A 13,596-nucleotide genomic window follows, 5' to 3' on the forward strand; every position below is an offset into this window, starting at 1 on the left:
CAGCCCGCGCGGGGCCGCCCTTTCTCGCATTACCCGTTGGCGCGGTCGAGGGCGAGGTTGAGCTTGAGAACGTTCACACGCGGCTCGCCGAGAAGGCCGAGCATCCGCTCCTCGGTGTGCTCGGCCACGAGCCGCCGGACCCTGTCCTCGGGCAGGCCGCGGGCCGTGGCCACCCGCGGCACCTGGAATAGCGCCGCCTCCGGCGAGATGTGGGGATCGAGACCGCTGCCTGAGGTCGTCACGAGATCGATGGGCACGGCCTGGTTCGGGCTCTCGCGCCTGCGGGCCTCCACATCGCCTTTGATGCGGTCGATCAGGGCCTGGTTGGTGGGTGCGAGGTTCGAGCCGCCTGAATTCGCCGCGTTGTAGGGCGACGAGGTCGTCTTGCTCGGGTCGGCCGGATCGGAGCCGACCGTCGCCGAGGGGCGGCCGTGGAAGTAGCGGTCGCCCGTGAAGCTCTGGCCGATGAGTTCGGACCCGATCACATGGCCGTTGACCGTGACGAGGCTGCCATTGGCTTTGTCCGGCAGCACCGCCTGCGCGATGCCGGTCATGCCGAGAGGATAGAGAAGGCCCGTGATCGCCGTCATGGCGACGATCATGACGAGGGCGGGACGAAGTTGACGAAGCATGGTGATTTCCTTTTCAGGCGAGGCCGATGGCGCTGATCGCGAGATCGATCGCCTTGATGCCGATGAACGGGATGACGATGCCGCCGAGGCCGTAGACGAGTAGGTTGCGGCGCAGGAGCGGCCCTGCGCCGACGGCGCGGTATTTGACGCCCTTCAATGCGAGCGGGATCAACGCGATGATGATGAGCGCGTTGAAGATGATGGCCGACAGGATCGCGCTTTCAGGCGTCGCGAGGCCCATGATGTTGAGCGCGCCGAGCTGCGGATAGATGCCGGCGAAGATGGCCGGAATGATCGCGAAATACTTGGCGACGTCGTTGGCGATTGAGAACGTCGTCAGCGAGCCGCGCGTCATCAGGAGCTGCTTGCCGATCTCGACGATCTCGATGAGCTTGGTGGGATCGCTGTCGAGATCGACCATGTTGCCGGCCTCTCGGGCTGCCACGGTGCCGGTGTTCATGGCGACACCGACATCGGCCTGCGCGAGGGCCGGCGCGTCGTTGGTGCCGTCGCCGCACATGGCCACGAGCTTGCCCTGCGCCTGTTCGGAGCGGATGAGCTCGAGCTTGTCCTCCGGTGTCGCCTGGGCGAGGAAGTCGTCGACGCCGGCCTCCGCCGCGATGGCTGCCGCCGTCATGGGATTGTCGCCGGTGATCATCACGGTGCGGATGCCCATGCGCCGCAACTCGGCGAAGCGTTCGCGGATGCCGCCTTTGACGATGTCCTTGAGCTGGACCACGCCGAGCAGACGCCCGTCCCGTGACACGGCGAGCGGCGTTCCACCGGCCTTCGCGATCTCGTCGGCGATGGCCTGGATCTCGCGCATGGGCTCCGAACTCACTGCGGGCCTGAGTGCCTGAACCGCCCCGCCGCGAGTAACTGGGGCCACGGCATTCACGGAAGCGAGGATCGAGTCGACAGCGCCCTTGCGGATCGCGCTGCCGCCGATATCGACGCCGCTCATGCGAGTCTGCGCCGTAAACGGCACGAAGGTGGCATGGAGCTCGCTCATGTCCCGGGCACGGATGCCGTACTTTTCCTTGGCGAGCACCACGATCGAACGGCCCTCGGGTGTCTCGTCCGCAAGAGATGCCAGTTGCGCCGCATCGGCCAGTTCCTGCTCGCTCACGCCGCGGACCGGCCGGAAGGCCGTCGCCTGACGGTTGCCGAGGGTGATCGTGCCGGTCTTGTCGAGGAGCAGCGTATCGACGTCGCCGGCAGCCTCGACGGCGCGTCCGGACATGGCGAGCACGTTGAAGCGCACGAGACGATCCATGCCGGCGATGCCGATCGCCGACAGAAGCGCACCGATCGTGGTTGGAATGAGCGTCACGAAGAGCGCCACCAGCGCGATGATCGGGATGGCGCCGCCCGCGTAAGCCGCGAAGCTCGGGATCGTCGCGACCGCGATGACGAAGATGAGCGTCAGGCCGGCGAGCAGGATGTTGAGGGCGATCTCGTTCGGCGTCTTCTGGCGCGAGGCTCCCTCCACCAGCGCGATCATGCGGTCGATGAAGGTCGAGCCCGGCGCTGCCGTGATGCGCACGCGGATCCAGTCGGACAGCACCTGCGTGCCGCCCGTCACCGCCGAGCGGTCGCCGCCCGACTCGCGGATGACCGGCGCGGACTCGCCTGTGATGGCGGCCTCGTTCACCGATGCCACGCCCTCGATCACCTCGCCGTCGCTCGGGATGATGTCGCCCGCTTCGACGAAGACGAGATCACCGACCTTGAGCTGCGCGCCGGGAATGAGCTTGTAGTCGCGCCCGGATGCACCTGAGAGCAGCTTGGCCTGCGTTTCCGTCCGTGTCTTACGCAAGGACGCGGCCTGTGCCTTACCCCGGCCCTCGGCCACCGCCTCGGCGAAGTTGGCGAAGAGCAGGGTGAACCAGAGCCAGAGGATGATCTGGAACGAAAAGCCGAGGCTCGCCCCACCCGTTGCAAGATCCTTGAGGAACAGCGCGGTCGTCAGCGCCGCGACTGTCTCGACGACGAACATGACCGGATTGCGGATCATGATCCGCGGATCGAGCTTGGTGAAGGCCGCCCCCAAGGCAGGAACGACGATCTTTGAGTCCACGAGCGAAGCTTGCGAGGCTCCGCCACGGGATTGAGCGGTGTTCATGGATGAACTCCTGATAGAACGATGAGCCGGCCGGCCTGTCAGGCGGTGGCGACGCGGATGATGAAGTGGAAAAGGCCAACCAGGGCCATCATCCCGACGGTCATCGTCAGGACGACGGCAATCGGACTCCAGGCTTTGGTCTGCGGGCGGAAGCGAAGAGCCGGCTTGGCCATGCTAGCCTCCGACCGAAAAGGTCTGCCCGGCGATCAGCGAGAGGTGCTCGACGATGGGGCCGAGAGCGAGCGCGGGGAAGAATGTCAGTCCGCCGACGATCAGGATGACGCCGACGAGCAAGCCGACGAACAGGCCGCCATGGGTGGGGAAAGTACCAGCCGAGACCGGAACGGTCTTCTTGGCCGCCATGGATCCGGCGATCGCCATGGCCGGGACGATGACGAAGAAGCGTCCCATGAGCATCGCAGCGCCGATGGTCAGGTTGTACCACAGGGTGTTGCCCGAGAGGCTGCCGAAGGCGGAACCGTTGTTCGCGGCTCCCGAGACATAGGCATAGAGCACCTCCGAGAAACCGTGCGGGCCGGGATTGCCGATCGAGGCAAGGCCGGTGGGCAGAACGACAGCCAGAGCCGTGAAGCCCAGCATGGCCAGCGGCAGGCACAGGATGGCGAGGATGGCCATCTTGACTTCCTTGGCCTCGATCTTCTTGCCGAGATATTCGGGAGTGCGTCCGACCATCAGGCCCGCGACGAACATGGTCAGCACGACGAAGAGCAGCATGCCGTAGAGACCGGCGCCGACGCCGCCGACGACGATCTCGCCGAGCTCCATGTTGATGAGCGGGATCAGGCCGCCGAGCGGCATGAAGCTCGAATGCATGGCATTGACCGCGCCGCAGCTCGCTGCCGTTGTGATCACGGCGAACAACGCCGACATAGCCGTGCCGAAGCGGACCTCCTTGCCTTCCATGTTGCCGCCCTCGACGCCGAGCGCGTGCACCAGCGGGTTGCCTGCGGCCTCCGCCCAGTATGCGACGGCGACGCCGACGATGAAGATCACTCCCATGGCGCCGAGGATGGCCCAGCCCTGGCGCTGGTCGCCGACCATGCGGCCGAAGACGTTGGTCAGTGCCGCGCCGATGGCAAAGATCGACACCATCTGGATCAGGTTGACGAAGGCGTCCGGATTCTCGAAGGGATGCGCGGAATTGGCGTTGAAGAATCCGCCGCCGTTGGTGCCGAGCATCTTGATCGCGAGCTGCGAAGCGACAGGTCCGACGGAGATCGTCTGCCTGGCGCCTTCCAGCGTCGTCGCATCGATATAGGCGGACAGGGTCTGGGGCACGCCCCGTGCGACGTAGACAAGCGTCAGCATCACGCAGAGCGGGAGCAGCACGTAGAGCGTCGCGCGCGTCATGTCGGCCCAGAAGTTACCGATACTCTTCGCCGATGCCCGCGAGAAGCCGCGGATCAGGGCCACCGCCAGCGCGATACCGGTCGCCGCCGACACGAAATTCTGAACGGTCAGGCCTGCCATCTGAACCAGATACGACATCGTGCTCTCGCCGCCGTAGTTCTGCCAGTTCGTGTTGGTCATGAAGCTGGCGGCGGTGTTGAACGCGAGATCGAGCGCGACCGCGCCCATGCCCATCGGGTTGTAGGGCAGCACGGCCTGGATGCGCTGGAGCGCGTAGAGAGCAAGAAATCCGAGCAGGTTGAAGGTCAGCATGGCGAGCGTGTAGGTCAGCCAGTGCTGCTCCTCGCGCTCGCTTGTGCCTGAAAGCTTGTAGAGCACAGTCTCGACAGGGTGCAGGACAGGGGAAAGGAATGTGCGCTCACCGTTGAACACGCGCGCCATGTACCAGCCCAAGGGCTTCACGAGCGCGACGACGATGGCGCAGAAAACGAGGATCTGGATCCAGCCGTTGATGGTCATAACTGCCGCCTTGGTCAGAACCGCTCAGGCCGAACGAGAGCGTAGGTGAGGTAGACGAGAAGGCCGACGGTCACGAGGCCGGCCAATGTGTAGTCGAGGGTCATGACAGGATCCTCAGAGCCGGTCGCAGGCGGCGGTATAGGCGACGGTGAGGCCGAAGAAGCCAAGCCCGAGCGCGAGCATCAGGATGTCCATGGGTGCATGCTCCATGCATGAGGCGCGCCGCCGAAGCGCGGCACGCCGGTGCTGAAGACATGTCGAAAGCCGTATAAAGATTCGAGAGAGCTGCCCGACGGCCGGTATAAAATTGTTATAAAGATCAGGCCGTGCGAAGGCTCGGGCGGAGCCGGCATTCATTGGACCGGCAGGGCTCCGGCGAGCGTGAGATGACCGGGGAACGACGCCGGCGTGTATTCCTATCGGATCAGGCGCGTGATGGATGCCTTGATCGCGGCCTGTCATTCAGGTCGAATGCGTCTGCGCAAACGAAAAGGATCGGCCTGCGGCCGATCCTTCCTCGCACGATAGAGCCTGCTCAGCTCTTGGGCGACAGCTGGAAGCGCTCGCTCGCAGCTCGCTCCACGGCTTCGCGGGAATAGAGCAGCGGAACGTAGTCTCCGGTCGCCCAAAGTGGCGCCAGATCGCGATAGTGCGGGCTATAAGGATTGCCGGATTGACCGGGCGTGTTGATCGCGCGGCTGTTATCCCAGCTGCCGACATCCAGCACCATCCGGAACGACGCTCCTGACGTCACCTTGAAGGTGGACGTGCTGTAGCCCGCGGCATGAGGCACGTTGTTGCCGCCGCCCATCACGAGCGGGCCTACGGTCATCTGCGCCTGCGTGGCCTTGTCGGCGAGAGGCTTCAGGGCATGGCTGAACTCGGCCTGATGGAGATTGCCCCACTTCCATTGCGCCATGTCGTCGCCCAAAAGCTTGCCGACTTCATCGGCGGCGGCGGCAAGGCTCTGAAGCAGGATCTTGTCCCGCGCGGCGGCCTGATCGGGGCCGAGAGCCTGATCGGGCTTTTCGAGATAATCGACAACAGCGGAGAGACTGCCATTGCCGACGATGGCGCGCGCAGCCTCCGGCGCCGTTGCGGCGACGGTGGCACGCCCGAGATGCTTGCTCGTCCACACTTCGAAGAGCGCCGCCCCGGCACTGTCGGCCGTCTCGCGCGCATCCCAGCTCTGCATCAGCTCGAGCGCCGCCCCTTGCCGCGGGTCCTCCGAACGCAGGGGCTTGAGCAGGGCAAGGAGCCTTCGCCCGAGCATGCTCGTGTCGTCATTCTGCAGATCCATCGCATCGGCCAGGGTGAATTTCGGCTTTGCCCGAAGAACCTCCTCGATGCGCTGGAATCTTGCAGGATCGGCCCATTGATCGAACCCGATCCTGCGTTCGTTGATCGGATAACCGGGAGGAAGATTGTTCTGGTTCGCGGTTGCGAAGAAGCCCTGCGAGGGATTGTATGCTTCCGGCAGGTCGGACATGGGGATGAACCCCTCCCATTCGTAGCGCCCGTCGCCGGGTACGGGCATCAGGCCGTCGTAGCTGACGCGCTTGGGCGTGAGACCGCCGGGAATCCAGCCTATATTGCCGTCGGTATCGGCATAGACCTGATTTTCGGACGGCGCTCCCCAGCGATTCATCGCCTCCAGAAAGCCGCTCCAGTTCTGGGCGGTCATGTAGTCCGACGAGCCGAAATAGGCGGACGTGCCGGGATCGAACCAGACGGAGCGCATGGCGAAGGCCCGCTGCTTGGCATCGTCCTTCGCCAGCACCGGCCCATGGCGGGTGAAGAGCAGATCGACGGTGCGGGGCTGCCCGCCTTTGACCTCGATCGTCTCACGCACGACCTTCATGTCCTCCCAGCCGTCGCGGAACTTGTACTGGCTGGAATTGGCAGGGTTCAGCTCGTAGGCATAGAGGTCCTCCTGATCGATCGCAAAGATCGTCAGGCCGAACGCGATCTTCCCATTGTGCCCGATGGAGATGCCCGGCAGGGCCGGCTCGCCGGCTCCGATCACCGACATGCCGGGCGCGTTCAGATGCACGATGTAGCGCAGAGACGGAACGCCGTGAGCGCGGTGCGGATCGTTTGCCAGGATCGGCCTCCCCGTCGCGGTCCGTGAGCCCGAGACAACCCAGTTGTTCGAGCCGATCCGGTCGACGTTGGCCATCGTCTCATTGAGAAACTCCTCGTGCGCATCCAACGAGGCCTTTTTCTGTGGCGCCGAGAAAGTGACATCCTTGGTGCCGAGTTCGTAGTCCTTCAGGACATCCTTCGGGATCGAGCACGGGTCGAGGCCCGCAGGGACGGAGGTCTGCCAGTCGGGCTCGAATTTCGTGCGCAGGCGATCGGCATCGAGGCCGGCGGCGCAGGCAACCTGCGCCCGCCTGACCTCAGATACGACGTTGCGCGTCAGGCCATGGCTGCGGATGCGGACGACATCCTCCGGCTTCCACAGATCGGGCTGCGTCCCGGCGATTCTGAATTCCACCGGAGCGGGCTGAGTTCCGTCGCGAACCTCCTGCGCGAAAGCGTTGACGCCTTCGACGAAAGCTTCGGTGTAGGTCTTGGCATTCGGCCCGTAGGCAGCCCATTCCTTGGCCATGTCCCCGCGATAGAGGAACAGGCGCGCGGCACGATCCTGCTCGACGTAATCGGGCCCGAAATCCTTTGCCAGCAGCCCGAGACCGCGCTTGCGCCAGAGATCGATCTGCCAGAGCCGGTCGCGTGCCGCGTTATATCCCTGCATGAAGAACGCATCGTGCTGGTTCGCAGTGTAGATGTGCGGGATGCCCCAATGGTCGACGATGATTTCAGCCGGAGCCTGCAGCCCCTTCACCTGCTGCGATGCAGATCGCACCGCGCTCGACATGTCGGCATAAGCGGGAATGGCCGTGCTTGCGAGAAGTGCGCCCACATAGGGCATCAGGCATGCGGTTCTGGTCAAAGCTCTCATCGAGTTTTCCTCCCTGAGCGAAATCGATCGTCCCCTTTTTCTCCAGGGCTGGAGCGGCGTTTAGGGAATCAATCACATCCGATGCTCGGTCCAATGTCGGGCAACAGACAATTGCAATCCGAGAAGGTCTGGTATCGGATCGATGACGCTTTCCGTCGGAGACATCTGCACTAGGTCTGCGCACTCGCGACGCAAGCACGTGATCGGTCCGCGGCAGGTATGATCACACCGTGCTGGAACCGCCGCTGCGTTCGGACAGCGCGGCGCCGATCTGCGCGACCAGTTCCGCGATGAGCCCCGTGCTCTCCCAGGCGTAGATGGAAACCATGATCGCGGCTTCGTCGCTGAACGGCATGTAAGGCCTCACGTGGCGCCCGAGGGTTGCGGCGACCGGGAGCAGCGTTATGCCGAGACCGCCCTCGACCGCGACGAGCACATTGTTGAGGCTGCTGCCTGAAAAGGCGATGTACCAATGGCGGCGCTCGCGCTCGATGCGCTCGAACATGGTCTCGCGGTAAAGGCCGCCGGGAGGGAAGGTCACGAGGGGCATGGGGTCGGGCCAGGCATCCGGAGCGTCCCTGCTCTCGAACCAGCCCGTGGACTCGCTGAAGCTTGCCCGGCAATCGTTGCTGGGTGCCGGCTCCTTGACGACGACGATGTCGAACTCGCCGCCTCGGTAGCGCCGGGTCAGGTCGCGGCTCAGCCCGGCGCTGACATCCAGACGGATCTCCTGGTGGCGCTTGGAGAACTCGCCGAAAAGCCGGGCCATGGGGCGGCTGAAGACATCTTCCGGCAACCCGATGTGAATGGGCGTCGTGCCGGCCGGATTGCTCAGGGCCGCCGTCGCCTCCTGTTGAAGCGTCACGATCCTGCGGGCATATCCGAGAAGGCGCTCTCCCGCGGCGGAGGGCCGGATGGGACGGGCGTCCCGGTCCACCAGAATCTGCCCGACCGCCTCCTCGAGCCGGGCCAGCTGCTGGCTCAGGGTCGATTGCGTCATATGCAGACGCTCAGCCGCCCTGGTGAAGCCACCGGCTTCAACGATTGCAATGAAGGCTCGCAATAGGCGTGGATCCAGCATCTGCCCCTCGTCGGCACGCGGCACTTGTCATTCAATAAATCAATAATTGCGATCTGAACATTTAATTTCCAGATGATGCAGGGAGGCGCTATCGTCCTGACATTGCAGCAAAGAATTTTGGCGGCCTGAGCGAGCTCCTGGAGTGGGAGCGCCGATCGGCAGTCTTGTAACGGCCAAGCCGGGACTGGGCAGCTGACGCCGGCTCGAATGCCGCCGACCATCTCGACGACAAGCAGAGAGGAACGCCCCGTGCAAAGTGCAAACCACCAAAGCCGCAGAGCCTTTCTTCGCCATTCCGGTGGATTGGCAGCCGCGTCCACGATATTGGGCTTGAGCGGCGCGCAGACCGGAGCCGCCGAGGCCATCGCCAACACGGACAAGTCCCGTCAGCAGATCATGACCCTTACCGACAGCCATTACTATCTGACTGATGTGCGTCTCGAGGAAGGCTTCGAGTATGACGGCGAAGTGGTCGTCGGCACCCGGACCGGGATCCGCACCCTGGAAATTCAGAACGGTCGCATCAAGGCGGTGCACGGCGCGGATGCCGCATTGAATGCAGCCCTGCCGCGCTACAAGGCGCAGAGCAACCTGCTTCTGCCCGCGTTCCGGGACATGCATATCCACCTGGACAAGACATTCTATGGCGGCCCTTGGCAGGCTCCCCTGCCCCGTCAGGGCAAGACCATCATGGACATGATCGCGCGGGAGGAGGTGCTGCTTCCAAAACTCCTGCCGACCTCTCAGGCGCGTGCGGAAAAGCTGATCGACCTCCTCCTCTCACAGGGCAGCACGGTGGCGCGCAGCCACTGCAACATCGATCCGGTAAGCGGATTGAAAAGCCTGGAGCATCTGCAGCTTGCACTGGCCAACTATCGCGACAGCTTCGAATGCGAGATCGTCGCCTTCCCGCAGCACGGGCTGCTGCATTCCAAGGTCGACGGGCTGATGCGCGAGGCCATGAAGATGGGCGCTCATTATGTCGGCGGTCTGGATCCCACCAACGTCGACGGCGCCATGGAAGCATCGCTGGATGCCATGTTCAAGATCGCGCTCGACCACGACAAGGGCGTGGACATCCATATCCATGAAACCAACCCCGCCGGCGTCGCCGCTCTCAAGTACATGGTCGAGACCGTCGAGAAGACGCCGGCTCTGCGCAACCGGCTCACGCTCAGCCACGCTTTCGCCCTTTCCACCCTGCGCCCCGAGGAGCTCAACGAAATGGCCGAGCGCATGGCCGCGCAGGGCGTGACCGTGGTGTCGACGGTGCCGATCGGACAGCGGGTGATGCCGCTGCCGCAGCTGCGGGCGAAGGGCGTCAAGATCATGACCGGCACCGACAGCGTGATCGATCACTGGTCCCCGTTCGGTAGCGGCGACATGCTGGAGAAGGCCAATCTGTGCGCGCAGCTTTACGGCGGCAGCGACGAGTTCCGCCTCTCGCGCGCTCTCGCGATTGCCACCGGCGACGTGCTGCCGCTGAGCGACGACGGAGCGGTGGCGTGGCCGAAGCCCGGCGACGCGGCCGAATTCGTTCTGGTCGATGCGAGCTGCTCGGCAGAGGCTGTTGCGCGACGCTCGCCAAGGCGTGCAACCTTCCATAAGGGGCGGTTGGTCTATGGCGCTGTAGAAAGTGTCTGAGGCATCGATTGTCGGCCGAGACGTTTGGAGCGTCGGATCCACTTTTGGGTCCGACGCTCCACGCATTGAAGAGCGCATCGTTCCCGCAGAGGGTTGATCATGCATGGACGTCTCGCCATCTCGCTATTCGTTGCACTCGGAATGATGGGCCATTCGATGACAGCTGTTGGACAATCGACCGGCGGAAAGGACCTGTTGAACGCCGTCACGAGCAAGGACGTCGATGCAGCGCAGGTTCAACGCCTTCTGGCGCGGGGTGTCGACATCGATGCCCGGGACGAGTCCGGGCGTACCGCCCTGCTCATCGCGACCCACGGCAACAGGATCGAGATCGCGCGGGCCCTGATCGAGGCTGGGGCCGATGTCAATGCGAAGGATCGGATCGACGACAGCCCCTATCTGTATGCCGGCGCACGTGGCCATCTCGAAATCCTGAAGATGACGCTCGCGCACGGTGCGGACCTCAAGAGCACCAACCGCTATGGCGGCACGGCCCTCATCCCGGCATCGGAGCGAGGCCATGTGGACACCGTCCGGACCCTGATCGACGCAGGAGTGAACGTCGACCACGTCAACAATCTCGGTTGGACCGCTTTGCTGGAGGCGATCATCCTCGGGGATGGAGGCGAACGCCACCGGCAGATCGTCGAACTGCTGGTCAAGGCAGGTGCCGACGTCAACCTGGCCGACCGGGATGGCGTGAGGCCGCTGCAGCATGCGCGCAGCCGCGGCTACAAGGGGATCGAGACAATTCTGGTGTCTGCCGGCGCCCGATGATCGAAGGCGCCGATCCATCCCAGCTTAGGGCTCTTCGGCAAGGATCTACGTTACCGCTTACCCTGCCCCTTTACTGCGTCGACTCACCCGGCAGGAGCGCATCGAATTGCTCGGCCGTCAGGTAGCCCGTGACCGCGGCGCTGCGGCTTCTCTGATAGCCCATGATCGCTTCCCGGGTCAGAGGCCCCATGATTGCATCGATCGGGCCGGTATAGAGCCCCATTTCGCGGAGCCGCTGCTGAATCAGGCGACGCTGCTTTTGCCCGAGTTGTGAATCCTCGATCGCCGCCGCCGCAACGGGCGCGTGCCGCAGGCTTTCCGCCTGGGCGGCCGCAATCTGTGCCTGGGCCTCCACGCGCTTGGCTTCCTGCTTTGCCTTCTCGGCATCCGCCTGCGCCCGCTCGACATCCGCCTGGGCCTTCTTGGCATCGGCCTGCGCTTTCAGGACCTCCGCCTGTGCCCGTTCCGCCCTGAGCTGCTCATCGCGGGCACGGCTTTCGGCCTGTTCGCGTGCGCGACGCTCAGTTTCGAGCTTGCCTTCGATTTCATCCGATTTCTGAACCGATGGTGCCGGCGTCGGAGATATTGCGGCAACGGTCGGGGCAGCGGGCGCGGGAGCCGGTTTTGCGAGACTGATTTCGTCGACACGCCCGAACACGGCTCCCTGGCCGCCATTCGAGGCGATCTTGACTGCCTCGTTGAGCGACGGGCTCGGCTGTTGGAGCAGCTTGGCCAATGCTTCAGCGGCCTGCTCACCCGCAGCGTCGATGCGCGATACGGGGATGCGAGCCGAGCTGGAGAATATGGTGACCGCATTCTTCGGAGGATCGCTGGTGAACTGGGGCCTGGCATCCAATCCCTCGATGGCGCTCTCGAAGGTCGGCGACGTCATGAAGAAGAACACGCCACCGGTCTGCGCTCGCCCGACGATCTGCGCGATGTTGGTGGCGGAGAGTGCGCGGGAGAGAAGATCGCTCGCTCGTCCGAGTTCGGTATTGGTCGTCAGGAAAAATGTCTGGCCACCCCATGCTACGCCGTGACCGATCAGGACGACGAAGGCGAGATCGGCCCCTTCCGCCTTCGCTGCGAAGTCGCGCAGATTGGCTCTGGCGGTCGCATTGGTCGGATTGGGACTGACGATCACATCGAAACCGCGCGCCTTGAGAGCGTCCGCGATTTCGCCCCCCCGCTTCGTGCCGATGCTGGATTTCGGAAGCTTTTGATAATCTTCCGCCGTCAGGACGATTGCGACTCTTCCGGAAGCATGAGCAGTACTAAAGCTCAGCAGCAGCAAAGAAACCGCAAAGACGACAAATAAACCCAAAGTCAGTATCGGATGCGGCGGACTAAACTCTCCCGATGTGCTTTTGCGCACAGAGGATCGGCCTGCAAATCCACCTGCTTGACCGAAATGCATGGCACGTCTCCAAGACTTGCATTATCATGAAATCCGGTAGTTGTTACGCGCACTAACCTCTCGAGCCGTTGGAGATATCCAGTGGGATTACGGCTGAAATTCAATATCATTCTCGCCGTCTGCTATCTGCTCGGACTCAGCTTATCGATTTATCCATTTTATCAAATATCCAGGCGGGAAGCCATGGAACAGCTGCAGTCGCAGATCGATGTTCTGCGAGCGCAGGCGCTGTCCATACGCCGTTATACCTCGGAAGAGATTCAGCCACTGCTGGCCGAACACTCAAGCATCCAGTTCCTGCCGCAGACCGTCCCCTCGTTCTCGGCTCAAACGGCATTCCGCAATTTTCGAGGATTCTACCCCCAGTTCTTCTACAAGGAAGCCGCACTCAATCCGACCAATCCCGCCGATCTTGCGCGCGATTGGGAACGGGAGCTCATCGAGAAACTCCGGGCCAATCCCGAATTGACCAAGGATGTCAGCTTTCAGACGATCAACAACCGCTCTCATTACACAGCGACCTATCCGCTGGTCATCAGAGACGAGTCCTGCCTGACCTGCCATTCGACGCCTGACAGGGCCCCTACCTCGATGGTTGCGCTTTATGGCAACAAGAACGGCTTCGGCTGGAAGCTGAACGAGACGATCGGCGCGCAGATCATTTCCGTGCCCATGGACATCGCAGAAGGATCGATCTGGCGGAACCTAGGATTATTTGTCGGCACATCGAGCCTGATCTTTCTGGTCCTGCTGGTTCTGCTCAACGTCCTGCTGAACAGGTACGTGATCAGCCCGGTCACGCGAATGGCGAAGACGGCTGAGGCCGTCAGCATGGGCGATGCCTCCGTAGCAGAGTTTGAGTATCCGGGTTCGGACGAGATCGCGTCGCTGTCACGTTCCTTCAACCGCATGCGCAGGAGCTTGGATAGCGCATTGAAGATGCTCGAAAAGTGACCAGTGTGATTGATCCCTGGCCTAACAGAACCAGATTACCGCTCGTCAGGGAATTTTCTCCGATGACCGCAGACAAGGATCTGAGGACAGGCAGTGGCCAAGGCGAGGTAG

General features: G+C 63.2%; 11 protein-coding genes. 3 read left to right on the forward strand and 8 right to left on the reverse strand.

Going from position 1 to position 13,596, the window contains the following annotated elements:
* Positions 1-29: 29 nt before the first annotated feature.
* The 7 genes from JKL46_RS01075 to JKL46_RS01100 all read right to left on the reverse strand — a co-directional run bounded on the left by JKL46_RS01075 (position 30) and on the right by JKL46_RS01100 (position 8,693).
* Positions 30-632: a K(+)-transporting ATPase subunit C gene (locus tag JKL46_RS01075; RefSeq protein ID WP_201829392.1), complete on the reverse strand. Its 603-nt coding sequence runs from the start codon at positions 630-632 to the stop codon at positions 30-32.
* Positions 633-645: 13 nt separating this feature from the next.
* Entirely contained in the window at positions 646-2,757 is a 2,112-nt protein-coding gene (gene kdpB, locus JKL46_RS01080) for a potassium-transporting ATPase subunit KdpB (protein WP_201829395.1), read from the reverse strand.
* Positions 2,758-2,795: 38 nt separating this feature from the next.
* Entirely contained in the window at positions 2,796-2,930 is a 135-nt protein-coding gene (locus tag JKL46_RS36220) for a hypothetical protein (RefSeq protein WP_281399818.1), read from the reverse strand.
* A 1-nt stretch (position 2,931) separates the two neighbouring features.
* Positions 2,932-4,647: a potassium-transporting ATPase subunit KdpA gene (gene kdpA, locus JKL46_RS01085; protein ID WP_201829397.1), complete on the reverse strand. Its 1,716-nt coding sequence runs from the start codon at positions 4,645-4,647 to the stop codon at positions 2,932-2,934.
* Between the two features lie 14 nt (positions 4,648-4,661).
* The gene (locus tag JKL46_RS01090) at positions 4,662-4,751 is read right to left on the reverse strand and encodes a K(+)-transporting ATPase subunit F (protein ID WP_201829399.1); all 90 of its coding nucleotides are present in this window, start codon (positions 4,749-4,751) and stop codon (positions 4,662-4,664) included.
* 431 nt (positions 4,752-5,182) lie between these two features.
* Positions 5,183-7,612 (reverse strand): penicillin acylase family protein, encoded by a 2,430-nt coding sequence (locus tag JKL46_RS01095; protein WP_201829402.1) that lies wholly within the window; start codon positions 7,610-7,612, stop codon positions 5,183-5,185.
* A gap of 223 nt (positions 7,613-7,835) precedes the next feature.
* Entirely contained in the window at positions 7,836-8,693 is an 858-nt protein-coding gene (locus JKL46_RS01100) for a LysR family transcriptional regulator (protein WP_201829404.1), read from the reverse strand.
* Positions 8,694-9,023: 330 nt separating this feature from the next.
* Here JKL46_RS01100 and JKL46_RS01105 point away from each other — a divergent pair, with 330 nt between their 5' ends.
* Positions 9,024-10,337 (forward strand): amidohydrolase family protein, encoded by a 1,314-nt coding sequence (locus JKL46_RS01105; protein WP_246529079.1) that lies wholly within the window; start codon positions 9,024-9,026, stop codon positions 10,335-10,337.
* Positions 10,338-10,436: 99 nt separating this feature from the next.
* Complete coding sequence (locus JKL46_RS01110) at positions 10,437-11,114, forward strand: ankyrin repeat domain-containing protein (protein ID WP_201829409.1); 678 nt, start codon at positions 10,437-10,439, stop codon at positions 11,112-11,114.
* 70 nt (positions 11,115-11,184) lie between these two features.
* Here JKL46_RS01110 and JKL46_RS01115 read toward each other — a convergent pair whose 3' ends face one another.
* Complete coding sequence (locus JKL46_RS01115) at positions 11,185-12,438, reverse strand: peptidoglycan-binding protein (protein WP_201829411.1); 1,254 nt, start codon at positions 12,436-12,438, stop codon at positions 11,185-11,187.
* A gap of 174 nt (positions 12,439-12,612) precedes the next feature.
* On the opposite strand from JKL46_RS01115, the gene JKL46_RS01120 reads away from it, so the two are divergent.
* Positions 12,613-13,485: a c-type heme family protein gene (locus JKL46_RS01120; RefSeq protein ID WP_201829414.1), complete on the forward strand. Its 873-nt coding sequence runs from the start codon at positions 12,613-12,615 to the stop codon at positions 13,483-13,485.
* Positions 13,486-13,596: the final 111 nt, after the last annotated feature.

The sequence above is a fragment of the Microvirga zambiensis WSM3693 genome (genome assembly GCF_016735695.1).
Taxonomy (GTDB): domain Bacteria; phylum Pseudomonadota; class Alphaproteobacteria; order Rhizobiales; family Beijerinckiaceae; genus Microvirga; species Microvirga zambiensis.